Below are 26,937 nucleotides of genomic sequence, written 5' to 3'. Positions count from 1 at the left end.
GAAACTCGAAAATCAACTGGTCCGGCCGGCGGCCTCGACCGCGTCGGCGCGGGCGCGCGCGGCGGCCCGCAGCGTCTCGATCTCGCGCTCGAAGTCTGCGAGCGAGTCGAAGGACCGGTAGACGCTGGCGAAGCGGAGGTAGGCCACCTCGTCCAGGTCCCGCAGCGGGCCCAGGATCGCCAACCCCACCTCGTGGCTCGGGATCTCGGCGGCCCCCTTCGCCCGCACGGTCTCCTCGACCTTCTGCGCCAGCAGCGCGATCGAGTCCTCGTCGACCGGCCGGCCCTGGCACGCCTTGCGCACCCCGCCGATGATCTTCGTCCGGCTGAACGGCTCGGTCACCCCGCTGCGCTTGACCACCGCGAGCACGGCCTCCTCGACCGTGGTGAACCGCTTGCCGCACTCCGGGCAGGAGCGGCGACGACGGATCAGCTGCCCGTCGTCGGCCTCCCGCGAGTCGACCACCCGGGAGTCGGCGTGTCGGCAGTACGGACACCGCATAGCCTGACCTCCTTGATCGACCGTGGGCGCCCGCCGACCGTCTCCGGGCACGCGTCGGCCCGGCGGGGCCACCGTCGGTGGCCGTCGCCGTCGTCGACGGTACGGGAGTGCGGTCGGTAGTCGAACCCAACCTGTAGGCAACTTACGCCCGTGTGACTACTACATCTAGGGGTCGACCGTATGCCGCCGACGAGCAGTGGTCAAGTTGGCGGCGTGTCCGGCGCGTCACCTGGAAAACCGCCCGCGCGCCGCCCGCCGACATCCCCAACGGCACGGCCCGCGGGAGGTTACCGCCCGTCCGGACGGGACCCGGGAAACGGACGGCCATCGCGAAAGCACCTGGCGAGTCGAACAGGAGTTCGACGACGACGTACCATTTATCAGAACGGGCGTTCGAGTTTCCAGCATTACCGCGCCGACACGCCGACGGCAGGTCGTACAGATGTTTGAAAATGACCGATCCCACCTATACGGTCATGAACAACCGGGCGCGTCGCACGACGTCGGGCCCGGCCGCGACACCCCCGCACGCACCACGAGCCGCCAAGGCACCCAGCGCCGACCAGGGAGGACGGACGTGACCGAGGACCGGGCCAGCCGGCCGAAGAACCCGCAGCAGATCGCCGAGGCGGGTCCGCCGGCCACTCGGCGCCCCCGCCCCGCCCGCAGTCGGACCGGGCAGCCGGCCGTGCGCGCGGTCACCCCGGTGGTCAGCAGCTTCCCCGACCCGGCCACGGTCGACCTCACCGCCCGGCAGCGCCGGATCCTGGAGTTCATCCGCAGCTGGGTCGAGCGGCAGGGCTACCCGCCGAGCGTGCGCGAGATCGGCGAGGCGGTCGGCCTGGTCTCCCCGTCGAGCGTCGCCTACCAGCTCAAGGAGCTGGAGAAGAAGGGCTTCCTGCGCCGCGACCCCAACCGGCCGCGCGCGGTCGACGTCCGGGCCCCCAGCGACGCCGTCGACGACGAGCTGAGCCGCTCCCAGCGGCCCACCCCGGCGTACGTGCCGATGCTGGGCCGGATCGCCGCCGGTGGGCCGATCCTGGCCGAGCAGGCGGTGGAGGACATCTTCCCCCTCCCGCGCGAGCTGGTCGGCGAGGGCGAGGTCTTCATGCTCCAGGTCAAGGGCGACTCGATGCTCGACGCGGCGATCTGCGACGGCGACTGGGTGGTGGTCCGGCAGCAGCCGACCGCCGACTCCGGTGAGATCGTGGCCGCCATGCTCGACGGCGAGGCGACCGTCAAGACCTACCGGCGACGGGACGGGCACGTCTGGCTGATGCCGCAGAACCCGGCCTTCGACCCGATCCCCGGCGACGACGCGACCATCATGGGCCGGGTCGTCGCGGTGCTGCGCCGGATCTGACCCCACACGCACCCGACGGGTGGCCGCCCCCAGGGGCTGCCACCCGTCGTCGCGTCAGGCCACCTGCCGGCGTGGCCGGCCGGTCACACCGGCGCGGTGCTGCTCGGCTCAGTAACGTTCGCCCCGGCCGGGCGGCTGTCCGTACCCGTACTGGCCACCCCGCGGGTCGTCGTACCCGTCGTCGTGGCGCGGGCCGCGCGGGTCCCGGGGGTGGCGGCGCGGAGGTTCCGCGCGTCCGCCACCGCCGTAGACGCCGCCACCTCGTGGGTCGCCGCCGCCGCGCGGTCCACCGCCGTTCGGCGCGCCGCCGCGCGGTCCACCGCCGTTCGGCGCGCCGCCGGGCGGGCCACCCGGGCCACCGCCACGCGGGCCGCCGCCGCCCTGCGGAGCGCCCGCGGGGGCGCCACCGTAGACACCGCCGCCCGCCGGCCGACCGCCGCCGTAGACACCGCCACCGGGACGGCCCCCGCCCGGCCCGGCCGGACGCCCGCCGGCCGGCACGCCGGGCCCGTCGGGACGGCCACCGGGGCGGCCGCCGCCGTAGACGCCACCGCCGCCGGGCGCGCGGCCCGGGACGCCACCGGCCGGCGCGGGACCGCCGTAGACGCCGGCGGCCGGAGCGCCGCCGTAGACGCCACCGCGCGGACCGTCCCGGTCGCCGGGGCCGAAGCCGTCGTCGGGGCCGCGGTCGATCGCCCCGGAGGAGAACGGGTCGTCGCCGTCCCGGCTGTCGTCCGCCGGGGCGGGCCGGCGCCGGGACCGCAGGATGCCGACGATGCCCGCGCCGACCAGCAGCGCGCCGAGCACGCCGATCGCGCCGATCAGGTACGTGATCTGGTCCAGGCTGAGCGAGTCGTACCAGGACTTCTCGGTCACCGGCTTCTTGAGGCCGTCGGCGCCGGCGAGCGCCTCGGCCCCGGTCGTCGACGGGGTGTACGCGAGGATGTCGATCGGGTCGCCGTCGTTGAGGGTGCCGCCGTCGGAGACGGTGACGAAGGTCTTCCCGTCCTGGGTGTAGGAGATCGCCTCGCCGAACGGGTCGTCCAGTGGAGTCACCCGGGGCTTGCCGGTGGTCAGCGCCGCCACCAGGTCGTCGCCGGTCACGTCGTACTCGAAGGCGTCCGCGTAGGTGCGCAGCACCACCTTCGAGCCGTCGGGCGAGCGGGCCGCCCCGGTGATCGACACCCGGCCGAAGATGTTCATCGGGTTGTCGGTGGTCGTCTCCGGGAGGCTGATCTCACCGACCTTCTTCATCGGCACCGGATCGGTGTCACCCTTGGGCAGCTTCCCCGTCGGGGTGTAGATCTCGGCCTTGCCGCTGGGCACCTTGGTGATCACCAGCGGCAGGCCGTCGGCGCCGATGAGCAGCGCCTCCGCGTCGCGCTGCTTCTGGTCCGGGTACGACATCCGGTGCAGCACCGGCTGCTTGCCGCCGGCGATCGGCATGCTCCACACGGCGATCCGGGGGCGCCGGTCCGTGCCCGGGTTGTTCCCGATGTCGGCTATCCAGAGCGTATTCCGGTCCGGCGAGACGGCCAGGTCCTCCGTGTCGAAGGGGCCCGAGCCGGTATAGCTGACCTCCTTGGTGACCCGGCACTTCGTGTCCAGGTAGAAGACCCGCTTCCGGTTCGCCTGCAGCGAGCCGTCGTTCACCACGATGTAGCCGGTCTTCGTCGCCACCAGCCCGGAGAGCTCGTCCAGCCGCTCGTCGGTGACGGTGCAGCGCTTCTTCGGGGCGGGAGCGGAGGTCGCCGGTGCCGCCAGGGCGACACCGGCGGACGCCACGGTGGCCCCCAGCAGACCGAGGGCAACCGTGACCGAGAAAACAGCGCGGCGCATTGCGCCAGTGTCGCATGCCGCGGTGAACGGGCGTGTCACGCCGGGAGCGCTACCGCGCCCCGGCCACCGCCTCCACCGCGGCGTACGGCGCCAGCTCGGCGGCGAGCGCCGTACCGACGCGCACGTGCAGCAGGGTGCCCTCGGGCAGGTGGGAGGTGCTCAGCACCTCGCCCTGCCGGTGCACCCGGGCCACCAGGTCACCCCGGTCGTACGGGAGCACCGCCCGGATCTCCACCGCCGGGCGGGGCAGCCGCTCCTCGACGGCCTGTCGCAGCCCGTCGATGCCGCGCCCGCTGTGCGCGGAGACGAAGATCGCGTCCGGCCAGAGCCGCTTGAGCCGCAGCAGGGTGTCCTCGTCGGCCGCGTCGGTCTTGTTGACCACCAGCAGCTCGGGCAGCCGGTCGGCGCCGACCTCGGAGAGCACCTCGCGGACCGCGCGGACCTGCTCCTCCGGGTCCGGGTGGGCGCCGTCGACGACGTGCACCACCAGGTCCGCCTCGGCGACCTCCTCGAGGGTCGAGCGGAACGCCTCGACGATCTGGTGCGGCAGGTGCCGGACGAAGCCGACCGTGTCGGAGAGGGTGTAGAGCCGGCCGTCGGAGGTGGTGGCCTTGCGGGTGGTCGGGTCGAGGGTGGCGAAGAGCGCGTTCTCGACCAGCACGCCCGCGCCGGTCAGCCGGTTGAGCAGGCTCGACTTACCGGCGTTGGTGTAGCCGGCGATGGCGACCGCGGGCACGGCGTTACGGGAGCGCCGGGCGCGCTTGGTCTGGCGTACCGTCTTCATGCCCTTGATCTCGCGGCGCAGCCGGGAGATGCGAATGCGGATCCGACGCCGGTCGGTCTCCAGCTTGGTCTCACCGGGACCACGCAGACCCACGCCGCCGCCGGCGCCGCCGCCGCGACCGGAACCACCGGTCTGCCGGGACAGCGTCTCGCCCCAACCGCGCAGGCGCGGCAGCAGGTATTCGAGCTGGGCCAGCTCGACCTGCGCCTTGCCCTCCTTGCTCTTGGCGTGCTGGGCGAAGATGTCGAGGATCAGCGCGGTCCGGTCGACGACCTTGACCTTGGTGCGCTGCTCCAGGTTGCGCAGCTGGGACGGCGACAGCTCACCGTCGCAGATGACGGTGTCGGCGCCGGTGGCGAGGACCATCGCGCCGAGGTCGTCGACCTTGCCCCGGCCGATGTAGGTGGCCGGATCCGGGCGGGTCCGCCGCTGGATCAGCCCTTCGAGCACCTGCGAGCCGGCCGTCTCGGCCAGCGCCGCCAGCTCGGTCAGCGAGTTCTCGGCGTCGTTCTGCGTGCCCTCGGTCCAGACGCCCACCAGGACCACCCGCTCCAGGCGCAGCTGCCGGTACTCGACCTCGGTGATGTCGGTGAGTTCGGTGCTGAGGCCGGGGACGCGCCGCAGCGACTGACGCTCCGACAGTTCCATCTCGCCGGTGGTGACATCGAGCTCCTCGTCCTCGAAGGGCACGAAGCTCTCCTGGTTCCGCAAACCGGTCTCCTGTCCGTTTTTTGACGCCTAAGGAAAGTAATCCTGACATGTGGCAACGCCGGACGCACCTGCTATATGCCCGCCCCTGAGGTGGCAAAAGTCGGGGGCGGCTGCCGGGCGACCTCGGCAGGCGGGTAGAAATGCCTGGCGAGCCGCTCAGCGTCGACGGAGGGACCCCGTGGCAATCACCCGACTACCGAGTGCCGGATTCTCGATCACGATCCGGATCGCGGTACCCGCGGACGCCTCCTCGATCGGCCGGCTGACCACTGCGGTCGGTGAGGCCGGCGCGATCGTCACCGCCCTCGACGTGGTCGACTCCGACCCGACCAGCGTCATCGTCGACCTCACCTGCGACACCGCCGACGCCAGCCACGCCGACCAGGTGGTCGACGCGCTGACCGCGCTGGACGGCGTGGACGTGCGCAAGGTCTCCGACCGGACGTTCCTGCTGCACCTGGGCGGCAAGATCGAGGTCACCTCCAAGGTCGGGCTCCGCACCCGCGACGAGCTGTCCCGCGCGTACACCCCGGGGGTGGCCCGGGTCTGCATGGCGATCGCGGAGAACCCGGCGGACGCCCGCCGGCTGACCATCAAGCGCAACACCGTCGCGGTGGTCAGCGACGGCTCGGCCGTGCTGGGCCTGGGCAACCTCGGGCCGGCGGCGTCGCTGCCGGTGATGGAGGGCAAGGCCGCGCTGTTCAAGCGCTTCGGCGGGGTGGACGCCTGGCCGGTGGTGCTGGACACCCAGGACACCGACGAGATCGTGCAGATCGTCAAGGCGATCGCCCCCGCGTACGGCGGGATCAACCTGGAGGACATCGCCGCGCCGCGCTGCTTCGAGATCGAGGCCCGGCTGCGCGAGGCGCTGGACATCCCGGTCTTCCACGACGACCAGCACGGCACCGCGATCTGCGTGCTGGCCGCGCTGACCAACGCGCTGCGCGTGGTGGGCAAGCAGCTCCCGGACGTCCGGGTGGTCGTCTCCGGCGCCGGCGCGGCCGGCACCGCGATCATGAAGCTGCTGCTGCGCCAGGGCGTGGGCGACATCATCGCGTACGACCGGCAGGGCGCCCTGCACCGCGGCCTGACCGGGCTCAACCCGGCCTGGCAGTGGCTGGCGGAGAACACCAACAAGGACAACTACTCCGGCGACCTGCCCGGGGCGGTCCGCGGCGCGGACGTCTTCATCGGGGTGAGCGCGCCGAACCTGCTCACCGGCGACGACATCGCCACCATGGCGAAGGACGCGATCGTCTTCGCGCTGGCCAACCCGGACCCGGAGGTCGACCCGCGGGAGGCGCGCAAGCACGCCGCGGTCGTCGCCACCGGCCGCTCGGACCAGCCGAACCAGATCAACAACGTGCTCGCCTTCCCGGGCGTCTTCCGCGGCATGCTCGACGCGCACGCCGAGGAGTTCACCGAGGAGATGGCGATCGCCGCGGCCCGGGCCATCGCGGACGTGGTCGGCGAGGACAAGATCAACCCGACGGTGATCGTGCCGAGCGTCTTCGACTCCCGGGTCGCCCCGGCGGTCGCCGCCGCCGTCCGCGCCGCCGCCCAGAACCCGGCCACCGCGCCGCGACCGGCCGCCGACTCCGGCCCGGCCGACCTCCCCGAGATCGCCGCCAACGCCTCCGCGACCCCCTGACGCCCACCTGCGGGTACGCCCGCTGACCCCGGACGGACGAGTCGGCTCAGCGCCACCTCCCGGCGGGTCGGCGGGCGCCTCAGGGGAGCAGGGTGGCGGGGATGACGGTGCCGGTGGCCACCAGGACGGCGGGGCCGGACAGCCAGCAGGAGTCGTCGGTGACGGTGACCGTCAGGCGACCGCCGGGGACGTCGACCGCGACCGTGCCGGTGTCCCGGGCGGCGTCGCGCAGGGCCACCGCGGCCACCGCGCAGGCGCCGGTGCCGCAGGAGAGCGTCTCGGCCGAGCCCCGCTCGTAGACCCGCATCAGCACGTGCCCGTCGGTGCCGGCGACCGGCTCCCCCGAGGTGATGAACTCGACGTTCACCCCGGCCGGGAAGACCCCGGCGTCGTACTCGGGCGCGTGGGTCAGGTCGAGGGTGGCCAGCTCCAGCCCGGCCGGCAGCGCGCAGACCAGGTGCGGGTTGCCGACGTCCACCGCCGCGCCGGGCAGGGTCAGCCCGCCCAGGGTGGCGGTCGAGGCGTCGTACACCCGGGGGCGGCGCATCTCGACGGCGATGGCGTCGGCCTCGACCCGGGCGCGCACGACACCGGCCCGGGTGGCCACCGGCAGCGCCGCGCCGGCGGGGGTGGCCAGGCCGTTCTCCAGCAGGTAGCGGACGAAGACCCGGGCGCCGTTGCCGCACATCTCCGCGAACGACCCGTCGGAGTTCCAGTAGTCCATGAACCACTCGGCCTCGGCCGCCAGGGCGGCGCCCTCCGGATGCTTCGCCGCCCGCACCACCCGCAGCACGCCGTCGCCGCCGACGCCGCGCCGCCGGTCGCAGATCGCGGCGACCAGCCCGGGCGTCAGGTCGAGCGCCCCGTCCGGGTCGGGCAGGATGACGAAGTCGTTGCCGGTGCCGTGGCCCTTGGTGAACTCCACGCCCCCATCATCCCCGATGGTCGGCGACCATCCGCAGCGCAGTGTCGACAAACGCCGGCGAGGCCGAGTCGAGCCAGTGGATCCGCGGGTCGCGGCGGAACCAGGAGCGCTGCCGGCGGACGAAGCGCCGGGTGGCCCGGATCGTCTCGTCGTGCGCCTCGGTCTCGGTCAGCTCCCCGGCCAGGAAGCGCAGCACCTGCTGGTAGCCGAGCGCGCGGCTGGCCGTCCGCCCCTCGGGCAGGCCGTGGCCGACCAGCTCACGGGTCTCCGCGACCAGCCCGTCGGCCCACATCCGGTCCACCCGCAGCGCGATCCGCTCGTCCAGCAGCGCGGTGTCCAGGTCGACGCCGAGCTGCACCGACGGGTAGTACGGGGTCGGTTCGGGCAGCGAGGCGGTGAACGGCGCCCCGGTCAGCTCGATCACCTCGAGGGCCCGGACGATCCGCCGGCCGTTGCCGGGCAGGATGCCGGCCGCGGCGGCCGGGTCGGCCTCCGCCAGCCGGGCGTGCAGCGGGGCCGGGCCCACCGTCGCCAGCTCCGCCTCCAGCCGCTGCCGCACCGCCGGGTCGGTGCCGGGGAACTCGAACTGCTCCAGCACCGCCCGCACGTACAGCCCGGAGCCGCCGACCAGCAGCGGCACCCGGCCCCGCGCCAGGATGTCGTCGACCGCCGCGCGGGCCAGCCGCTGGTACTCCGCGACGCTGGCCGGTTCGGTGACGTCCCAGATGTCCAGCAGGTGGTGCGGCACGCCCTCCCGCTCGGCCGGGGTCAGCTTGGCCGTGCCGATGTCCATGCCCCGGTAGAGCTGCATCGAGTCGGCGTTGACCACCTCACCGTCGAGCGCGTGCGCCAGGGCGATGCTCAGCGCGGACTTGCCGGCGGCGGTCGGACCGACCACCGCCACCACCATGCCGGTCACGCCGGCTCCCAGGACGCCACGACGTAGGCAACGCCGTACGGCGCCGAGTAGTGGCGCAGCTCGCCCCGCCAGTCGCCGCCGGCCGCGCGGACCGCGCCGGCCAGCACCTGCCACGGCGCCCGCCCGGCCACCCGCAGCTCCGCCGACAGCACCGGGTCCAGGCCGAGCAGGGCCTCGGCGTCCGCGTCGGCCAGGGCCCGGGCGACCCCGTCGTCGTACGCCTCGGCGCGCGGGTCGTCGTAGCCGGGCGCCTGCCGGCCCCGGCACGCCGACCCGTCCCCCAGCACCAGCAGCGCGACCCGGCGGTCGGGCTCGCCGACGAGTGCCGCCCCCAGCTCGACGCAGTCCGCCGGCGGGGCGTCGGTCACCACCGACCGGGCCAGCCGGGGCAGCGCTGTTCCCGACCGGCCGATCAGCCAGGCGCCGACGGTCAGGCTCAGCGGCAGCCGCTCGCCGCCGGCGCAGTTGGTCTTCCAGAGCGGCACGCGCCGGTCCAGCCCGTACGCCCGCAGCGAGCCGAAGTCCGCGGCGTCGAACGTGGTGGTCCGCGGCCCGTCGCCGACCAGCAGGACCACGTCCGGCGCGGCGGCGAGCAGCCCGGTGACGGCGGCGTCACAGGCGGCGCGGAGGTCGTCCAGCTCGGCGGCGGCGGCGCCGGCCAGCTCGGGCACGATCAGGGGCGGGTGAGGGCAGACGGCGGCGGCGACCAGAGGCACGGGTTCACGGTAGCCGGACGCGCCGGTGCGTCCCCGCGCCGATCCGGTCATTGCAGCGGTAGGACACCGTATGGTCACGGTCGACGACAGGCGCTTCACACTCACGGGGGCGGACCTGTGACAATGCCGGGAGTAACTTGGCTGCGCCGTGGCGGCGTTCGCGGGTCCGTCCCGTCGACGCCGGGAGAACGAGGATGGGCACATGAGCGACTGGACTGCCTTCGGACGGGTGGACGCGGACGGCACCGTGTACGTCAAGACCGCTGAGGGCGAGCGGGTGGTCGGATCCTGGCAGGCGGGTGCCCCCGAGGAGGGGCTGGCCCACTTCGCCCGACGCTTCGCCGACCTGGTGACCGAGGTGGACCTGACCGAGGCCCGGCTCAACTCGGGCGCGGCGGACGCCGGCCACTCCCTGACCACGATCCGCCGGATCCGCGCCTCGCTGGCCGAGGCGCACGTCGTCGGCGACATCGACGCCCTGGCCGCACGGCTGGACAAGCTCGCCGCCGTCGCCGAGGAGAAGGCCGGTGAGGCCAAGGCCGCCCGGGACGCCGCCCGCGGCGAGGCGCTCGCCCGCAAGACCGCCCTGGTCGAGGAGGCGGAGAAGCTGGCCGCCGAGTCGACCGGCTGGAAGACCGCCGGTGACCGGCTCAAGGAGATCCTCGACGAGTGGAAGACCATCCGCGGGGTCGACAAGAAGGCCGACGGTGAGCTGTGGAAGCGGTTCGCCGCCGCCCGGGACGGGTTCACCCGCCGCCGGGGCGCCCACTTCGCCTCCCTCGACCAGCAGCGCAAGCAGGCGCAGACGGTCAAGGAGGAGCTGGTCGCCGAGGCGGAGAAGCTGAAGGACTCCACCGACTGGGCGGTCACCGCCAACCAGCTCAAGGAGCTGATGAACCAGTGGAAGGCCGCGCCGCGCGCCTCCAAGGAGGTCGAGCAGAAGCTCTGGGAACGGTTCCGGGCCGCCCAGGACGCCTTCTTCAGCCGGCGTAGCGAGGTCTTTTCGGCCCGCGACAACGAGCAGCGGGCCAACCTGGAGCGCAAGCAGGCCCTGATCGCCGAGGCCGAGGCGCTGGACGTCGACGCCGACCCGAAGGGCGCCCAGGCCAAGCTGCGGGAGATCCAGGCGCAGTGGCACGAGGCCGGTCGGGTGCCGCGCGAGGCCGCCGCCGGGCTGGAGCGGCGGCTGCGGGCCGTGGACGACAAGGTCCGCGAGGTCATGGACTCGGCCTGGCGGCGGACCACCAAGGAGGACAACCCGCTGCTCGCCCAGATGCGGGCGCAGGTGGCCGAGGCCGAGGAGCGGCTGGCCCGGGCGCAGGCCGCCGGGGACGCCCGCCGGATCAAGGAGGCCGAGCAGGCGCTCGCCTCCAAGCGGCAGTTCCTCCAGCTCGCCGAGCAGGCCGGCTGACGCCGTAACGCTCCGGGAGCCCCGGTCCCTCGACGGGACCGGGGCTCCCGCGCATCCACCCCACCCCACACCCCCCTCAAGATCCGCGCACATTCCGAGAAAGCGGGCTCATACGGCGGCGGACAGGCCCGCTTTCCGAGAAAGTGCGCCCGGGTGGGGTCGGGGGGTGTGGGAGAAAGCGTGGTCCTGGTGGGGGCGGTTGACGCATCGAGGTGTGCTGATCAGAATGGGCGGCAGAGCCAGGTCAGGCCCCGGCGCGAGGGCATCGACGGTGGACATCGCCGTCGGGAGTCGCCGGTGTCCGTAGCGAGTGGAGGCGTCCGCGGGGCGTCGTCCGCCGCGCACTGCCCGCGTACCCGGGAGAGAGCGCGGCCACCCACCTGGCCCTTCGCCCCTCGCGCCGCCTGAGCACGGCGCGGCGGGGCATCCGAAGTGGAGTTCGCAGGCACCGACCCACCGCCCTCGGCGGCGCGCTCACCGCGCTCGCCACCGCCGCGGCCGGCGTCCTCGTCGCCGCCGCCGTCAGCACCACCCCGGCGGCCGCCGCCGTCGGCGGCACCGGCACCGGCTACCTGCACACCAGCGGCAACAAGATCGTCGACAGCACCGGCGCCACGGTCCGGCTCACCGGCATCAACTGGTTCGGCATGGAGACGGACAACAAGACGTTCCACGGGCTCTGGTCGAGCAACCCGTGGCGCGGTCAGCTCGACAAGATGGCCAGCCTCGGCTACAACACGCTGCGCATCCCCTACTCCAACGACGCGCTGAAGCCGGGGGCGACCGCCAGCGGGATCAACGACTTCGTCAACCCCGACCTGGTCGGGCTCTCCCCGTTGCAGATCCTCGACAAGGTGATCGACTACGCCGGCGGCAAGGGGATGCGGGTCATCCTGGACCGGCACCGGCCGACCGCGGCCGGGCAGTCGCCGCTCTGGTACACCTCGACGGTCTCCGAGGCGACCTGGATCAACGACTGGAAGATGCTCGCCCAGCGGTACGCGGGCAACCCGACCGTGATCGGCGCGGACCTGCACAACGAGCCGCACGCCGAGGGCACCAACCCGGCCGCCACCGGCGCCTGCTGGGGCTGCGGGGACACCGCGCGGGACTGGCGGCTGGCGGCCGAGCGGGCCGGCAACGCCATCCTCGGGGTGCAGCCGAACTGGCTGATCTTCGTGGAGGGGGTGAGCTGCCCCAGCGGCGGGCTGTCGAACGTCTGGGACGGCGACCCCAGCAACGACGAGGACTGCGGCTGGTGGGGCGGCAACCTCACGAAGGCCAAGGACTTCCCGGTCCGGCTGAACGTGGCGAACCGGCTGGTCTACTCGCCGCACGAGTACGCCACGTCGGTCTACCGCCAGACCTGGTTCGACGCCCCCGACTACCCGGCGAACATGCCGGCGATCTGGGACAGGTACTGGGGTTACCTGCACAAGCAGAACATCGCGCCGATCATGATGGGCGAGTTCGGCAGCACCCTCGCGGACCCGAAGGACAAGGTCTGGCTGGAGAACCTGATGGCCTACACCGGCACCGGGGTCAACGGGATGTCCTTCACCTACTGGTCCTGGAACCCGAACTCCGGGGACACCGGCGGCATCGCGCTGGACGACTGGACGAACATCAACACCACCAAGCAGGCCATCCTCCAGCCGTACCTGATCCCGCCGGTGGGCGGCGGTGGACCGTCGCCGACGCCGACCACCCCGGGTCCGACGCCGACCACCCCGGCGCCGACCGGCGGCTGCACCGCCAGCTACAAGCAGGTCAACGCCTGGCAGGGTGGCTTCCAGGGCGAGCTGACCGTGAAGAACACCGGCACCGCCGCGGTGAACCCGTGGTCGGTGACCTGGGCCTGGCCGTCCGGGGTCAGCCTGGCCAGCGGCTGGAACGCCACCGTCACCCAGTCCGGCACGACGGTCACCGCCGCCGCACCCGACTGGTCGCGGTCCCTCGCGGCCGGGGCGTCGGTGACGATCGGCTTCACCGCCAACGGCGCGGCGTCCGCGCCGGGCACGGTAAAACTCACCGGCACCGCCTGCTGACCGCCACCGACACGGCGACGGCCGGGGCCTCCGCGGGGAGGTCCCGGCCGTCGGCGCCGGTCAGTGCGCGGCGCAGCCGGTCGCCGGTGCGGGCGCCGCGGCCGGCGCGCCGACCGTGGGCAGCCCGAGCAGCACCCCGGGGGTACGCGGTGAGCGGCCCGCCTCGGCGGCGTCGCCGGCCCGGGTACGCCGGTGCGACAGCGGCTCACCGTCGGCGTTGAGGTGGTGCGGGGCCGCGTAGGTCACGGTGGTGTGCACGATGTCGCCGGGACGGATCTGCCCGACCAGGGAACCCGCGTCGAAGTGGACCAGCCGCCCGTCGCGGGCCCGGCCGGACATCCGGCCGGTGCGCTCGTCCTTGCGTCCCTCGCCGACGGCGACCAGCACCTCGACGGTCTCCCCCACCAGGCGCTTGTTCTCCGCCCAGGTGATCTCCTCCACGCAGGCGATCAGCCGCTCGTAGCGCTCCTGCACCACCTGCTTGGGCAGCTGGCCGTCCATCGTGGCCGCCGGCGTGCCGGGGCGCTTCGAATACTGGAAGGTGAACGCCGAGGAGAACCGGGCCTCGCGGACCACGTCCAGGGTGCGCTGGAAGTCGGCCTCGGTCTCGCCGGGGAAGCCGACGATGATGTCGGTGGTGATCGCCGCGTCCGGCATCGCCGCCCGGACCTTCTCGATGATCCCCAGGTACTTCTCCGACCGGTACGAGCGGCGCATCGCGCGCAGCACGTCGTCCGAGCCGGACTGCAACGGCATGTGCAGCGAGTGGCAGACGTTCGGCGTCTCGGCCATCGCGGCGATCACGTCGTCGGTGAAGTCCTTCGGGTGCGGGCTGGTGAACCGGACCCGCTCCAGGCCGTCGATGTCACCGCAGGCGCGCAGCAGCTTGCCGAACGCGTACCGGTCGCCGAACTCGACGCCGTAGGAGTTGACGTTCTGCCCGAGCAGGGTCACCTCCAGCACGCCCTCGTCGACCAGGGCGCGCACCTCGGAGAGGATGTCGCCGGGGCGGCGGTCCTTCTCCTTGCCGCGCAGGGAGGGCACGATGCAGAACGTGCACGTGTTGTTGCAGCCCACCGAGATCGACACCCAGCCGGCGTACGTCGACTCGCGCCGGGTGGGCAGCGTGGACGGGAAGACGTCGAGGGATTCGAGGATCTCCACCTCGGCGGCGGTGTTGTGCCGGGCCCGCTCCAGCAGCACCGGCAGCGAGCCGATGTTGTGCGTGCCGAAGACGACGTCGACCCAGGGCGCCTTGCGGACGATCTCGCCGCGGTCCTTCTGGGCCAGGCAGCCGCCGACGGCGATCTGCATGCCGGGGTGCTTGTCCTTCACGGGGCGCAGATGACCCAGGTTGCCGTAGAGCCGGTTGTCGGCGTTCTCTCGGACGGCGCAGGTGTTGAACACCACCACGTCCGGGTTGTCGTCGACCTCGGCGGCGCGCACGTAGCCGGCCTGCTCCAGCAGGCCGGAAATGCGCTCGGAGTCGTGCACGTTCATCTGGCAGCCGTAGGTGCGCACCTGGTAGGTGCGCGGGCTGCTGGCGGCTGCGGTAGTCATGACGTGCACAGCGTATCCGGGCGGACCGGGTGGACCCGAACGAGGAGGAGCCATGTGCCGAAGCATCAAGACCCTGCGTGAGCCGTACGTGCCGGAGGTGACGCCGGCCGACATCGAGGCGGCGGCGTTGCAGTACGTCCGCAAGATCTCCGGCTTCCGCGCTCCGGCCGCGCACAACGCCGAGGCGTTCGACGCGGCGGTGCGCGCGGTGGCCGCCGCCACAGCGACCCTGCTCGACCAGTTGCAGGTCCGCGGCTCCCGCCCGGCGCGGGCCGGCTGAGCCCCGGCCTGCTCGGTCGGGGCCCGGCTGGGCAGGGGCCGGCCCGGCGGGGCGGCCCGGCGGGGGCGGCGGGGGCCGGCCCCGGCGAGGTCAGGCCGCGGCGAGGGCCGGGTTGACCGAGTCGGGCGCCCAGCGCGAGCGGTGGCACCGGGACCAGCCCCGGCAGCCGGGATGGGCCAGCGTGCAGAGCCGCTGGTTGCTGAGCACCTCGCCGTCGTCGGTCTCGGTCACGTCGAAGTGCACCGGGCGGATCGTGCCGTCCGGCGCGACCAGCAGGTGCCGGCCGGCGTCGAGGGTGTCGTCGGTCAGCAGGCAGTTGCGGCCCAGCAGCCGGGCCAGCGCGGCGATGCTGGTGCGCTCGCTCAGCCGCTCGGGCACCCCGTAGCAGTCCACCACCGTGCCGAACTCCCCCGGCGCCTCCCACACGTCGCAGATCACCGCGTACGTGGGCAGCCGGGCCGGGTCGGCGACGGCGAGGGGCATCACCACCCGACCGAGCGCCTCGGCCAGCGCGGGGTACACCTCCACGGGTGCCGCCCCGTCGATTCTCCAGTTCCACAGCTCGGTCATGCCGCCTCCTCGCTGCGTTCGTCCCACCGGCCTCCGGATCGGGCCTTACTGACGATGGTGGGGTGCATATGACCTCGGCCGGGGGCAAGTTACCGGTCTGTGACCATTACGGGCAAAATTTCCTCGGGCGCCATTGCACCGAGTAGCGGGAAGGTGACAGTTTATCGGGTATCGTGCCCGATCCGGGCAACCGGGGTCGGCGGGTTCGTATCGGATTCTCGCCTTTGCGGCTCCTCGGCGGGCGGACCGGCGGGGCGGGGTCAGCGGAGCACGAGGCGGTGCTCGCCGGCGGGCAGCAGCTCGCCGACCACGGTGCCACCGGGGACCTCGCCGGCGACCAGGAGCCCGCCGGAGGTCTGCGCGTCGGCGAGCAGCAGCCGCTCCGCCTCGTCGGTGGACCCGAAGTCGGTCCACGGGGTCACCCAGTCCAGGTTGCGCCGGGTGCCGCCGCTGACGTACCCGTCCCGGACGGCCTCCCGCGCGCCCGGCAGGTACGGCACCCGGGCGGTGTCGATCGCGACCGTGAGACGGCTGGCCCGGGCCAGCTTCGCGGCGTGCCCGAGCAGGCCGAAGCCGGTGACGTCGGTGCCGCAGCGGATGCCGGCCGCCACGGCCGCGCGGGCGGCGTCCCGGTTGAGCGCGACCATCGAGGCGACCGCCTCGGCGAACCGCTCGCCGGTCCGCTTGTGCCGGGTGTTGAGCACCCCGACGCCGAGCGGCTTGGTCAGCGACAGCGGCAGGCCGGCCCGGCCGGCGTCCAGGGTGATCAGCTCCTCGGGGCGGACCACGCCGGTGACGGCCAGGCCGTACTTGGGGCCGTCGTCGTCGACGCTGTGCCCGCCGGCGAGGTGGCAGCCGGCCTCCCGGGCCACGTCCTGCCCGCCGCGCAGCACCTCGCGGGCCAGCTCCAGCGGGAGCACCTCGCGCGGCCAGCAGAGCAGGTTCAACGCGACCAGCGGGGTGCCGCCCATGGCGTACACGTCGGAGAGCGCGTTGGCGGCGGCGATCCGGCCCCAGTCGTACGGGTCGTCGACCACCGGGGTGAAGAAGTCGGCGGTGCTGACCAGCCCGGTCCGCTCGTCCAGGCGGACCACCGCGGCGTCGTCGCCGTGGTCCAGCCCGACCAGCAGTTCGGCGGTGCCACCGGCCGGGCCCAGCCCGGCCACCATCGACTCCAGCTCGCCGGGCGGGATCTTGCAGGCGCAGCCGCCGCCACGGGCGTAATCGGTCAGGCGGACCCGGTCGGTCATCCCCACATGATCTCGGGCGGAGCGCCGCCACCGCCACTCGGACCCCCGCGACGGGGCGGAATTCGGACTCCCGGGCACGGCCCGCAGTGGTGTTACCGCTCCGTGACCAACCAGGTTGCGTTCCGCCACTTCACCCCGCCTACAGTTGCCCAACCGGGGGTCGACCGACCCCGCTTCCGGGACAGACGACAGGGACGGTGTACGACGTGACGACGGGCGAACCGCTCATCGTGCTGGACGGGGTCAACAAGTACTTCGGCCCGCTGCACGTGTTGGACGACGTGTCGCTCTCCGTCGGCAGGGGCGAAGTGGTCGTGGTGATCGGCCCGTCCGGCTCCGGCAAGTCGACGCTCTGCCGGACGATCAACCGGCTGGAGCCCATCAACTCCGGCACCATCACCTTCGACGGGCAGCCGCTGCCCGCCGAGGGTCGAGCGCTGGCGAAGCTGCGCAGCGAGGTCGGCATGGTCTTCCAGTCGTTCAACCTCTTCGCGCACAAGACGATCCTGGAGAACGTCACCATCGGCCCGATCAAGGTCCGCAAGGAGAAGCCGGCCGTCGCCCGCGAGCGCGGCCTGGCCCTGCTGGACCGGGTCGGCATCGCCAACCAGGCCGACAAGTACCCCGCCCAGCTCTCCGGCGGCCAGCAGCAGCGCGCCGCGATCGCCCGCGCGCTGGCCATGCAGCCCAAGGCGATGCTCTTCGACGAGCCGACCAGCGCGCTCGACCCGGAGATGGTCGGGGAGGTGCTGGACGTGATGACCTCACTGGCCCGCGACGGCATGACCATGGTCGTGGTCACCCACGAGATGGGCTTCGCCCGGCACGCCGCGAACCGGGTCATCTTCATGGCCGACGGCCAGCTCGTCGAGGACGCCCCGCCGGCCGAGTTCTTCGCCAACCCCCGCAGCGAGCGGGCCAGGGACTTCCTCTCCAAGATCCTCACGCACTAGGCGTCCGTACGTGGAGCACGCCGTCCTCCGGCGGGCTCCGTCCAAGAAGGAGATGAGTATGCGTATCAAGCGCGTAGCCGCGCTCGCGGCGGCCGCCACGCTGGCGCTCGGCATGGCCGCCTGCGGCGGCGATTCCGACGAGGGCACCGGCGCCGGCAGCAAGTCGTTCGCCGCCGGCAGCACCATGGAGAAGCTCAACAAGGCCCAGAAGATCAAGATCGGCACCAAGTTCGACCAGCCGGGCTTCGGTCAGAAGGGCCTGTCGGGCAAGCCGGAGGGCTTCGACGTCGAGATCGCCAAGATCATCGTCAAGGAGCTCGGCATCCCCGAGGACAAGATCGAGTACGTCGAGACGCCGTCGAAGGTCCGTGAGGACGTCATCGTCAACGGCACCGTCGACCTCGTCGCGGCGACGTACACGATCAACGACAAGCGCAAGGAGCGCATCGCCTTCGCGGGCCCGTACTACGAGGCCGGCCAGAACATCCTGGTCAAGAAGGACGACACCACGATCACCGGCCCGGACTCCTTCAAGGACGGCACCAAGAAGGTCTGCTCGGTCACCGGCTCGACCCCGGCCGAGACGATCAAGCAGTACGTCAAGGACGTCGCCACCCAGCTGGTGCTCTTCGACACCTACGACAAGTGCCGGGACGCCCTCAACGGCGGCCAGGTCGACGCGGTCACCACGGACAACGTGATCCTGCTCGGCTACATCGCCAAGAACGAGGGTGCCTTCAAGCTCGCCGGCGACAACTTCACCAAGGAGCCGTACGGCATCGGGGTGAAGAAGGAGGACGCCGCGTTCCGTACCTTCATCAACGACACGCTCGAGAAGGCGTTCGCCGACGGCAGCTGGAAGAAGGCCTGGGACGACACCGCCGGCAAGTTCGGCGCGGAGCTGGGCACCGCCCCGACCGTCAACCGCTACTGATCTGATCCTTCGATCGCAGAGGGTGGGGAGGAACACCGACCCGTGAACGTGCTCATCGACAAGTTCGACGTCTTTGCGGGTGGTTTCTGGCTCACCCTCCAGATCTGCGTACTCGCCGCGATCGGCGCCCTGCTCCTGGGCGCCGTCGTGGCGGTACTCCGCATCTCCCCGGTGCCGCCGCTGCGCGCGGTCGGCACCGGGTATGTGAACGTCTTCCGGAACATGCCGCTGACCGTGGTGATGTTCTTCGCCGCCTTCGGCCTGCCGGCACTCGGCTCCAACGCCGACTTCCTGCGCATCCCCGGCCTGGACGCGGTGTTCAGCCGGCTCGACACCGACCTGCCGTACTTCCGCTTCGCCCTGATCGCCCTGGTGCTCTACACCGCGGCCTTCGTCTGCGAGGCGCTGCGGTCCGGGGTGAACGCGGTCCCCGCCGGGCAGGCCGAGGCCGCGCGGTCGCTCGGCCTGACCTTCGGCCAGAACCTGCGGTACGTGGTGCTGCCGCAGTCCTGGAAGGCGTCGGTGGTGCCGCTCGGCTCGGTCATCATCGCGATGATCAAGAACTCGGCGCTGGCCGGCTTCTTCGGGGTCGTCGGCGACCTGTCGGCCACGGCCGACCAGCTCACCGGCGCCGAGGGCTACGCCTTCATCCCGGTCGCCATCGGCATCTCGATCGGCTACCTGATCATGACCGTGCCGCTCGGCGCCCTGCTGGACCGGATCGAGAAGCGACAGGCGGTGGCCCGATGAGTCAGCAGACCAGCGTCCTCTACGACGTCCCCGGCCCCCGCCAGCAGCGGATCACCCTGATCAGCAGCATCATCGCCGGGGTGGCCCTGCTCGTCGGGGCGTACTTCCTGATCTACCGGCCGCTGGACGAGAAGGGCCAGTTCTCGATGGAGCTGTGGGGGCCGCTGGTCGACCCCTCCAACGAGAACTTCTCCCTGGTGTGGGAGCGGATCGGCCTCGGCTTCAAGAACACCCTGATCGCGGCGGCGCTGGCCATCGTCGCGTCGCTGGTGATCGGGACCCTGCTGGCCGTGCTGCGGATCCAGCTCAAGAGCCTGACCCGGCGCCGCTTCACCGGGCTGGCGACGCCGGTGGCGTACCTGCTGCGCGGGCTGAGCCTGCTGCTCTCGGCGGTCACCCGGGTCTGCGTCGAGGTGTTCCGCGGCCTGCCCGTGGTCATCACGATCTTCTTCGTGGCCCGCGGCTTCCCCGAGTTCGGCGCCTCGTTCGACACGCTCTGGTACCTGGTGATCGGCCTGACCATCTACAACTCGGTGGTCATCGCGGAGATCCTGCGCTCCGGCATGGAAGGGCTGCCGGGTGGTCAGCGGGAGGCCGCCGAGGCGATCGGGCTCTCCCCGCTGCAGACCACCCGGATGATCCTGCTGCCGCAGTCGTTCCGGATCATGCTGCCGGCGCTGATCAGCCAGCTCGTGGTGGTGCTCAAGGACACCTCGCTGGGCTTCATCATCAGCTACGAGGAGACGCTCAACATCGGCAAGCAGATCATCGGCGTGCTGAGCAACCCGATCCAGGTCTACGTCGTGATCGCCGTGCTCTTCATCGTGGTCAACTACTCGCTGTCGAAGCTCGCGCAGTACCTCCAGCGCCGGCTCTCGCAGGGCCGCAAGACCGCCGGCACCCCGGCCCAGAACCCGCCGCCCGCGGCGCTCATGTCGCAGGCCGAGAGCACCGGTCAGGGCCTCTGACCTGGCATACGACGAAAGGGCCGGCCCGCGCGGGCCGGCCCTTTCCGTCTGCGTACCGTCTGCGTACCGTCAGCGGGCGATCTCGGTGACCCGGGACTCGCGGACCACGGTCACCCGGATCTGACCCGGGTAGGTCAGCTCCTCCTCGATCTGCTTGGCCACGTCCCGCGCCAGCACCGCCGCGCCGATGTCGTCGACGTCCTCCGGCTTGACCATCACCCGGACCTCCCGGCCCGCCTGCATGGCGAAGACCTTCTCCACGCCGAGCTTGCCGGCCGCGATCTCCTCGATCCGCTCCAGCCGCTTGACGTACGCCTCCAGGCTCTCCCGCCGGGCGCCCGGCCGCCCGCCGGAGCAGGCGTCGGAGGCCTGGGTGAGCACCGCCTCGATGGTCTGCGGCGGCACCTCGTTGTGGTGCGCCTCGATGGCGTGCACCACGTCCTCGCTCTCGCCGTACTTGCGGGCCAGGTCGGCGCCGATGATGGCGTGCGAGCCCTCCACCTCGTGGGTGAGCGCCTTGCCGATGTCGTGCAGGAACGCGCACCGCTTGATGGTGGGGATGTCCAACCGCAGCTCGGCGGCCATGATCCCGGCGATGTGCGCGGTCTCCACCAGGTGCTTGAGCACGTTCTGCCCGTACGACGTCCGGTAGCGCAGCCGGCCGAGCAGGGTGACCAGCTCCGGGTGGATCTCGGTGATGCCGACCTCGACCAGGGCGTCCTCGGCGGCCCGGTGGCAGAGCTCCTCCACCTCGTGGCGGGCCAGGTCGTGCACCTCCTCGATCCGGTGCGGGTGGATCCGGCCGTCGAGGACCAGCTTCTCCAGGGTGAGCCGGCCGACCTCCCGGCGTACCGGGTCGAAGCAGGACAGCAGCACCGCCTCGGGGGTGTCGTCGATGATCAGGTTGACCCCGGTGACCGACTCGAAGGCGCGGATGTTGCGCCCCTCCCGGCCGATGATCCGCCCCTTCATCTCGTCGCCGGGCAGGTGCAGGACGCTGACCACGCTCTCCGCGGTCTGCTCGCTGGCCACCCGCTGGATGGCGTCCACCACGATGTGCCGGGCGCGCTGGTCGGCGGTGGTGCGGGCGTCGGACTCGATGTCCCGCACCAGCAGCGCGGCCTCCCGCTTGGCCTGGGTCTCGATCGCCTCGATCAGCTCCGCCCGCGCGGCGTCGGCGGTCAGCCCGGCGACCCGTTCCAACTCACGGCGGCGCTGCTCCTCGGCGGCGGCCAGCGCGGTCTCCCGCTCCACCAGCCCGGCCTCCCGGCGTGCCAGGTCGGCGCTGGCCGCGGTGAGCTGCCGTTCCCGCTCGGCCAGGCGCTCGACCTCCTCGGTGTGCAGCCGCTCCCGCTCGTCCATCCGGGCGGCCCGGCGTTCCACCTCGGCGGCCTGCTCGCGGGTGGTGGCGGCGAGGACGGCCACCTCCCGCTCACCGCTGCGCCGGGCGGCGGTCCGCAACTGCTCGGCGTCGGCCTCGGCCTGCCGGTGGGCCCGCTCCAGGATGGTGTCCGCCTCGGCGCGGGCGTCGTCGAGCACCCGGCGGGCCTCGGCCCGGGCCGACTTCGCCTCGGCCTTCGCGGCGGCCGCCTCGGTCCGGGCGGCGGCCGCGGCGGACTTCGCCACGTCGATGGTGCTGTTCGCCTCGTCGGCGGCGCTGCGCAGCGCCGCCAGGGACTGCTCCTGGCGATCCTTCTCGGCGATGAAGGCCGGGTCCTCCGGGGCCGGGGCCGCGCGGAAGCCGCGGAGCACGCGGACGCCGAAGAGCACCGCGCCCACGACGACCAGCGCCAGCAGCAGCACGGCGACGAGCAGCACCACCTCGACGCCGCTCATCTCGGCGCCCCGTCACTGCCGCGCGCGAGGTCGGACCGCCCTACGCCACCGGCGGACCCCCGACCGCCGACACCCCCTGGGGACCCGTGGTCCCTGTGCCGCCCCGTCATGGCCGCCTCCCCTGAACGTCGACACCGTGGAGGTTCGTGCCGGCGGGCACGCGCCTCCACGGCCCTGGACGCCCGACCGAGCGGCTGGCCGCGGGTACAGCTCTCCGTCGGCGGTGCCCCGCAGGGCATCGTCGACCGCCGGGTGCAGTTGTCGGATCGGCTCCGGACCGGCTGTCCGGAGCGACCGTCAAAGGCCGGTGGAGCTGGCCAAAGTGATGCTGTTCTGTTACGCGATCTATGTTGTGCGCTTAGCCTGCGCTGGTCGGGCAATGTGAGCCTGTAGGGCGAGGCTAGGTCGCCGAGGGCCGTTCGGTCAAGAACTCATGATCAAACCCCCCGAACGGAGCGAAGTTGAGCTGTCACCCGCTGCTGATGGCATGACGGACAGCAGCGGACAAACGACCCGGCGAGCCGGGGTGCGCGTCGCCCTCCGGACCTGCTCACGGCCCCGGCAGGGGCCACCAGGAGCGCGGGATCAGGAGGCGTCGAGGGCGGGGGTCAGCAGGCGCCGAGGGCGCGGGCGGCGGCGACCAGGGCGGCGTTGTCGGGGGCGGGAGCACCGTCCGGAAGGCCGAGGGTGTCCTCCAGGCCGATCCGGGTGTCCAGGCCCCGGCGTACCGCCTCGGCGAGCACCGGCCAGGCGGCGGTGCCCTCGCCGTGCAGCAGCACCGGCGGGCCAGCCGGGGCGAGCAGCGCGAGCATGGCGTCGGCGTCGGCCAGTGCCCGGGCCGGGTCGTCCGGGGTGCACTCGACGAGGATCCGCCCGACCGGCACCCGCCACCCCTGGTGGGCGCGGACGGCCTGCGGGGTCCAGAGGCCGGCCTCGACCAGCACTCCCCGCTCGTGCAGTGCGGCGGCGACGGCCTCCGCCCCCTCCTCGTGCGCGTTGACCGAGGCGAAGTCGGGCAGCACCGTCCAGGCCCGTACGGCGGCGACCCGGGCGGCCGGGTCGGGCTCGATCCACGCCCCGGTGCTCACCCCGACGGGAAGCCCCGGCCGGGCGGCCCGGACGGCGGCCACCGCGTCGGCGATCACCGCCGGCGCCATCGACTCCACGCTCGAGGCGTCGCGGGGGTGGACGTGCACGGCGGCCACGCCGAGGTTGGCGCAGCGGGCCGCGTCGGCGGCCAGCTCGGCCGGGGTGACCGGCACGCCGGGATGCTCGTCGCGACCCCGGCCGCCGTTGAGACACGCCTTCAGCACCGGATCATCCTCCCCCGCCCGGACGCCACCGGCATGATCAGCGCCGGGCGCCGGGCGGATGCCGGGCGGCACCGGGCGGCGAGGCGCGGGACGTCCTGCTGCGGGGCTTCGCCAGCCGGTGCGCGGGCGTCCGGTGGCGTGGGCGTCTCGCCGGGAGGCGTCGGTCAGTCGGTGGCGCGGGTGTCGCGGTCCAGTTCGCCCTCGGCCTCGGCCAGGGCGTCGGCGTCGATCTGCTCGGCGAACTCGGCCGCCTCGGCGCTCTGCGCCGCCAGCGCGTCCTTCACCGCGCGGATCGCCACGCCCGGCGGGTAGCCCTTGCGGGCGAGCATCCCGACCAGCCGGCGGAACACCGCGTCCGGTTCACCCCGGGCGGTGCGCAGTTTCCGGTCCACCAGGGCGCGGGCGGTCTCCGCCTCGGTCTCCTCGTCCAGCTCGCCCAGCGCCTCGCTGGCCACGTCGCCGTCCACGCCGCGCTGGCGCAGCTCGTTGGCCAGCGCCCGGCGGGCCAGGCCCCGGCCGGTGTGTCGGCTGGAGACCCAGGCGCGGGCGAAGGCGGCGTCGTCGATGATGCCGACCTCGTCGTACCGGTCGAGCACGTCGGCCGACACCTCGTCGGAGATGCCCCGCTTGGCCAGCGCGCCGGCCAGCTCGGCCCGGGTACGCGGGCGCACCGCGAGCTGCCGCAGGCAGATCTCCCGGGCCACCTCGGCCTCGTCGCGCGGTGGGGTCGGGGTCGCCTCCGGCTCGGTCTCGTCGGACCGGCCACGACGACCCCGACGGGGGCGGGGCGTGCTGCCGTCACCCGCCCGGGGCGGGCTGGCATCCCAGCCCCGCCCCGAGCGGGCGCGTCGTCCTGCCACTTAGCCGGGGCCGATCAGAAGTCGACCGGCGGCAGCTCCGGGCCGCCGGCGGCGTCGCCCGCGCCGACCCCGACGCCGAGCTTCTCCAGGATCTTCTTCTCGATCTCGGCGGCCACGTCCGGGTTCTCCTTGAGGAACTCCCGGGCCTTCTCCTTGCCCTGGCCGAGCTGGTCACCGTCGTAGGTGTACCAGGCGCCGGACTTGCGGATGATCGCCTGCTCCACGCCGACGTCGATCAGCGAGCCCTCGCGGGAGATGCCCTTGCCGTACATGATGTCGAACTCGGCCTGCTTGAACGGCGCGGCGACCTTGTTCTTCACGACCTTGACCCGGGTGCGGTTACCGACCACGTCGGTGCCGTCCTTCAGGCTCTCGATGCGGCGCACGTCGAGTCGGACCGAGGCGTAGAACTTCAGCGCCCGACCACCGGTGGTGGTCTCCGGGCTGCCGAACATCACGCCGATCTTCTCGCGGAGCTGGTTGATGAAGATCGCCGTGGTGCCGGTGTTGTTGAGCACACCGGTGATCTTCCGCAGCGCCTGGCTCATCAGCCGGGCCTGGAGGCCCACGTGGCTGTCGCCCATCTCGCCCTCGATCTCGGCGCGCGGCACCAGGGCCGCCACCGAGTCGATCACGATGATGTCGATCGCGCCGGAGCGGACCAGCATGTCGGCGATCTCCAGCGCCTGCTCGCCGGTGTCCGGCTGGGAGACCAGCAGGGCGTCGGTGTCGACGCCGAGGGCCTTCGCGTAGTCCGGGTCGAGCGCGTGCTCGGCGTCGACGAAGGCGGCGATGCCGCCGGCCCGCTGGGCGTTGGCCACCGCGTGCAGGGCGACCGTGGTCTTACCGCTGGACTCGGGACCGTAGATCTCGACGACCCGGCCGCGGGGCAGACCGCCCACGCCGAGCGCCACGTCGAGGGCGATCGAGCCGGTGGGGATCACCGAGGTCTGGATGACCGGCCGCTCCCCCAGCCGCATCACCGAACCCTTGCCGAACTGCTTGTCGATCTGAGCGAGAGCAAGGTCGAGTGCCTTCTCCCGATCGGGCCCTGCGGCCATGTTTGCCACCCCTGCCTTCGCCGGCGTCTTTCCTGAGCTTCGCGTCACGCGGGACACGCTAGGCGCTGGGTCCGACAGAAAACCAGCCGACGGGCCGTGAGCTGTGGACGAGCACCCCGCTGTGGACAATAGCCGAACAGGTGTACGAGTCGGCAAGCGACACGCGGGAGCGACGAGAACGCCGCTCAGCGTAGCCGGGCGGGCACCCGGTCGGGGTAGGCGGCGACGACGGCCCGCCACACCACGTGGGTCTGCTCACCCGAGGCGAGCGCCTGCTCGATGGTCCGCCCGCCCAGCTGGGACAACACCTGGTCGCGGGCGATGCTGGCCGCGTAGCCCGGCCCGAAGGCCTCGTCCAGCCGGGCCCAGAAGTCGGTCAGCCGCACGTGATCAGTCCTCCTCGTCCGGTGCCGCCGCCGGCACCGGACGCAACGCTAGCGCCACCAGGGGCACCACCGCGATCGCCGCCAGCAGGGTCAGCACCGGATAACCCGCCGCCCGCATGACAAACCCGCTCAGGGCGGCGGCGCCGGCGCCGGCCAGCCCCATCGTCAGGTCGGAGAGACCCTGCACGCTCGGCCGGACCGCCGCCGGCACCGACTCCGACAGCAGGGTGGAGCCGGCCACCATGGTGCCGGACCAACCCAGCCCGAGCAGGGCCAGGCCGACCGAGAGCCGGGGCGTGTGGTGCCCGGCGGTGCCGGCGACCGCGCACGCGGCCAGCAGCAGCCCGACGCCGCCGAGGACGACCGCGCGCCGTCCCACCCGGTCGGTGAGCCAGCCCACCAGCGGGCTGAGCGCGTACATGCCGGCGATGTGCAGGCTCAGCACGATGCCGACCACCCGCAGCACGTCGGCGTCGCCGTGCGACTCGCCGAGGCGTACCGGCGTCATCGACATCACCGCGACCATCACCACGTGGCCGACCGCCACCGCCGCGATGCCGAGCCGGGCCGCCGGGCGGACGCGTACCACCTGCCAGGCCGCGCGCATCCCCGCACCGCGCCGGGCGGTCCGCGCCGGCGCGGCGACGGCCTCGGCCGGCGGGGTGACGTCCGCGACGGCGGCCGCGACCGGGGCCTCGGCCGCCGCCAGCCGGCGCGCGGTGAGCAGCGGGTCCGGCCGCAGCAGCACCAGGAGTACGACGGCGGCGAGCACGAACGCGGCGGCGCTGAACGCGAACGGACCGGCCAGCGGTGGCAGTCCCCACCCGCTGGTGGTGCGGTCGGCCAGCGCGGCGAAGTTCGGCGCCGCCACCGCGCCGATGGTGGTGGCCCAGACGATCAGCGACAGCTGGCGGCCCCGGCGGGCCGGCTCGGCGAGGTCCACCGCGGCGTAGCGGGCCTGGAGGCTCGCCGCGGTGCCGCCGCCGAAGAGCAGCATGCCGAGGAAGAGCAGCGGTACGGAGCGGGTGACCGTGGCGAGCACCACCAGCACGGCGCCGACGGCGCCGGACAGGTAGGCGACGGCCAGCCCGGGTCGCCGGCCGTGCCCGTTCATGATCCGGGTGACCGGGACGGCGAGCAGCGCCCCGCCGACCACGGCGGCGCTCTGCGCCAGGCCGGCGACGGCGGTCCCGGCGACCCGGGCGGCGAGCAGCGCCCCCACCGAGATGCCGATGGTGACGCCGATCCCGCCGATGATCTGGGTGGTGAACAGCAGGCGCAGGGTCCGTCGCTGGATCGGCGCGACGTCCGGCCGGGTACGGGCCGGCGCGGTCAGGTCGGTGGCCAT

The 26,937-nt window shown here is 73.0% G+C and carries 24 protein-coding genes; 9 read left to right on the top strand and 15 right to left on the bottom strand.

Annotated features, from left to right (window positions below; all coding sequences use genetic code 11):
• Positions 1-12: 12 nt before the first annotated feature.
• Positions 13-501 carry a transcriptional regulator NrdR gene (gene nrdR, locus FHX75_RS25160; protein WP_154942834.1) on the bottom strand — a complete coding sequence of 163 codons (489 nt, stop codon included), beginning with the start codon at positions 499-501 and terminating at the stop codon, positions 13-15.
• A gap of 577 nt (positions 502-1,078) precedes the next feature.
• Between nrdR and lexA the strand changes: the two genes are divergently transcribed.
• Positions 1,079-1,864 carry a transcriptional repressor LexA gene (lexA, locus tag FHX75_RS25155; RefSeq protein ID WP_154942833.1) on the top strand — a complete coding sequence of 262 codons (786 nt, stop codon included), beginning with the start codon at positions 1,079-1,081 and terminating at the stop codon, positions 1,862-1,864.
• 108 nt (positions 1,865-1,972) lie between these two features.
• Here lexA and FHX75_RS25145 read toward each other — a convergent pair whose 3' ends face one another.
• On the bottom strand, positions 1,973-3,703 hold the full coding sequence (locus FHX75_RS25145) for a hypothetical protein (protein WP_211364582.1): 1,731 nt from the start codon (positions 3,701-3,703) through the stop codon (positions 1,973-1,975).
• A 49-nt stretch (positions 3,704-3,752) separates the two neighbouring features.
• Positions 3,753-5,198: a GTPase HflX gene (hflX, locus tag FHX75_RS25140; protein WP_154942832.1), complete on the bottom strand. Its 1,446-nt coding sequence runs from the start codon at positions 5,196-5,198 to the stop codon at positions 3,753-3,755.
• A gap of 178 nt (positions 5,199-5,376) precedes the next feature.
• Here hflX and FHX75_RS25135 point away from each other — a divergent pair, with 178 nt between their 5' ends.
• Entirely contained in the window at positions 5,377-6,849 is a 1,473-nt protein-coding gene (locus tag FHX75_RS25135) for an NAD-dependent malic enzyme (RefSeq protein ID WP_154942831.1), read from the top strand.
• A 79-nt stretch (positions 6,850-6,928) separates the two neighbouring features.
• On the opposite strand, the gene dapF is transcribed toward FHX75_RS25135, so the two are convergent.
• The 3 genes from dapF to FHX75_RS25120 are packed head-to-tail and all read right to left on the bottom strand — an operon-like array spanning position 6,929 to position 9,460.
• Positions 6,929-7,774: a diaminopimelate epimerase gene (dapF, locus tag FHX75_RS25130; RefSeq protein ID WP_154942830.1), complete on the bottom strand. Its 846-nt coding sequence runs from the start codon at positions 7,772-7,774 to the stop codon at positions 6,929-6,931.
• Positions 7,775-7,781: 7 nt separating this feature from the next.
• Positions 7,782-8,684: a tRNA (adenosine(37)-N6)-dimethylallyltransferase MiaA gene (miaA, locus tag FHX75_RS25125; protein WP_154943147.1), complete on the bottom strand. Its 903-nt coding sequence runs from the start codon at positions 8,682-8,684 to the stop codon at positions 7,782-7,784.
• 5 nt (positions 8,685-8,689) lie between these two features.
• Positions 8,690-9,460, bottom strand: a complete 771-nt coding sequence (locus tag FHX75_RS25120; protein ID WP_170285456.1) for a class III extradiol dioxygenase subunit B-like domain-containing protein — start codon at positions 9,458-9,460, stop codon at positions 8,690-8,692.
• 151 nt (positions 9,461-9,611) lie between these two features.
• Between FHX75_RS25120 and FHX75_RS25115 the strand changes: the two genes are divergently transcribed.
• Positions 9,612-10,820: a DUF349 domain-containing protein gene (locus FHX75_RS25115; protein WP_154942828.1), complete on the top strand. Its 1,209-nt coding sequence runs from the start codon at positions 9,612-9,614 to the stop codon at positions 10,818-10,820.
• Positions 10,821-11,245: 425 nt separating this feature from the next.
• Positions 11,246-12,868, top strand: coding sequence for a cellulase family glycosylhydrolase (locus tag FHX75_RS25110; RefSeq protein WP_154942827.1), 1,623 nt, complete (start codon positions 11,246-11,248; stop codon positions 12,866-12,868).
• Positions 12,869-12,928: 60 nt separating this feature from the next.
• Here FHX75_RS25110 and miaB read toward each other — a convergent pair whose 3' ends face one another.
• A complete protein-coding gene (gene miaB / locus FHX75_RS25105; RefSeq protein ID WP_154942826.1) occupies positions 12,929-14,428 on the bottom strand; it encodes a tRNA (N6-isopentenyl adenosine(37)-C2)-methylthiotransferase MiaB in 1,500 nt (499 codons plus the stop codon).
• 52 nt (positions 14,429-14,480) lie between these two features.
• Between miaB and FHX75_RS25100 the strand changes: the two genes are divergently transcribed.
• Positions 14,481-14,708, top strand: coding sequence for a DUF2277 domain-containing protein (locus FHX75_RS25100; RefSeq protein WP_154942825.1), 228 nt, complete (start codon positions 14,481-14,483; stop codon positions 14,706-14,708).
• Between the two features lie 90 nt (positions 14,709-14,798).
• Here FHX75_RS25100 and FHX75_RS25095 read toward each other — a convergent pair whose 3' ends face one another.
• Together FHX75_RS25095 and selD are read right to left on the bottom strand one after the other, a co-directional pair.
• A complete protein-coding gene (locus FHX75_RS25095; RefSeq protein WP_154942824.1) occupies positions 14,799-15,278 on the bottom strand; it encodes a hypothetical protein in 480 nt (159 codons plus the stop codon).
• 260 nt (positions 15,279-15,538) lie between these two features.
• Positions 15,539-16,534: a selenide, water dikinase SelD gene (gene selD, locus FHX75_RS25090; protein ID WP_425463537.1), complete on the bottom strand. Its 996-nt coding sequence runs from the start codon at positions 16,532-16,534 to the stop codon at positions 15,539-15,541.
• 191 nt (positions 16,535-16,725) lie between these two features.
• Between selD and FHX75_RS25085 the strand changes: the two genes are divergently transcribed.
• The 4 genes from FHX75_RS25085 to FHX75_RS25070 are packed head-to-tail and all read left to right on the top strand — an operon-like array spanning position 16,726 to position 20,133.
• Positions 16,726-17,481, top strand: a complete 756-nt coding sequence (locus FHX75_RS25085; RefSeq protein ID WP_154942822.1) for an amino acid ABC transporter ATP-binding protein — start codon at positions 16,726-16,728, stop codon at positions 17,479-17,481.
• A 58-nt stretch (positions 17,482-17,539) separates the two neighbouring features.
• The gene (locus FHX75_RS25080) at positions 17,540-18,415 is read left to right on the top strand and encodes a glutamate ABC transporter substrate-binding protein (RefSeq protein ID WP_154942821.1); all 876 of its coding nucleotides are present in this window, start codon (positions 17,540-17,542) and stop codon (positions 18,413-18,415) included.
• A 42-nt stretch (positions 18,416-18,457) separates the two neighbouring features.
• Positions 18,458-19,165, top strand: a complete 708-nt coding sequence (locus tag FHX75_RS25075; RefSeq protein WP_154942820.1) for an amino acid ABC transporter permease — start codon at positions 18,458-18,460, stop codon at positions 19,163-19,165.
• A complete protein-coding gene (locus tag FHX75_RS25070) occupies positions 19,162-20,133 on the top strand; it encodes an amino acid ABC transporter permease (RefSeq protein ID WP_154942819.1) in 972 nt (323 codons plus the stop codon). Before FHX75_RS25075 ends, FHX75_RS25070 begins: the two co-directional genes overlap by 4 nt.
• Positions 20,134-20,202: 69 nt before the next feature.
• Here the strand turns inward: FHX75_RS25070 and rny are convergent, their stop codons facing one another.
• From rny to FHX75_RS25040, 6 genes are all read right to left on the bottom strand, one after another.
• Positions 20,203-21,969 carry a ribonuclease Y gene (gene rny / locus FHX75_RS25065; protein WP_154942818.1) on the bottom strand — a complete coding sequence of 589 codons (1,767 nt, stop codon included), beginning with the start codon at positions 21,967-21,969 and terminating at the stop codon, positions 20,203-20,205.
• A 608-nt stretch (positions 21,970-22,577) separates the two neighbouring features.
• Entirely contained in the window at positions 22,578-23,282 is a 705-nt protein-coding gene (locus FHX75_RS25060) for a 3-keto-5-aminohexanoate cleavage protein (RefSeq protein WP_154942817.1), read from the bottom strand.
• 164 nt (positions 23,283-23,446) lie between these two features.
• Positions 23,447-24,142 (bottom strand): regulatory protein RecX, encoded by a 696-nt coding sequence (locus FHX75_RS25055; protein WP_154942816.1) that lies wholly within the window; start codon positions 24,140-24,142, stop codon positions 23,447-23,449.
• Between the two features lie 14 nt (positions 24,143-24,156).
• Entirely contained in the window at positions 24,157-25,203 is a 1,047-nt protein-coding gene (recA, locus tag FHX75_RS25050; protein ID WP_154942815.1) for a recombinase RecA, read from the bottom strand.
• A 185-nt stretch (positions 25,204-25,388) separates the two neighbouring features.
• The gene (locus FHX75_RS25045) at positions 25,389-25,589 is read right to left on the bottom strand and encodes a DUF3046 domain-containing protein (RefSeq protein WP_088963362.1); all 201 of its coding nucleotides are present in this window, start codon (positions 25,587-25,589) and stop codon (positions 25,389-25,391) included.
• A gap of 4 nt (positions 25,590-25,593) precedes the next feature.
• Positions 25,594-26,937: an MFS transporter gene (locus tag FHX75_RS25040; protein ID WP_154942814.1), complete on the bottom strand. Its 1,344-nt coding sequence runs from the start codon at positions 26,935-26,937 to the stop codon at positions 25,594-25,596.

The organism is Micromonospora palomenae, assembly GCF_007829925.1.
GTDB lineage: Bacteria > Actinomycetota > Actinomycetes > Mycobacteriales > Micromonosporaceae > Micromonospora > Micromonospora purpureochromogenes.
Note: the sequence above shows the minus strand (reverse complement) of the source record. Positions and strands in the feature narration are given on the sequence as shown.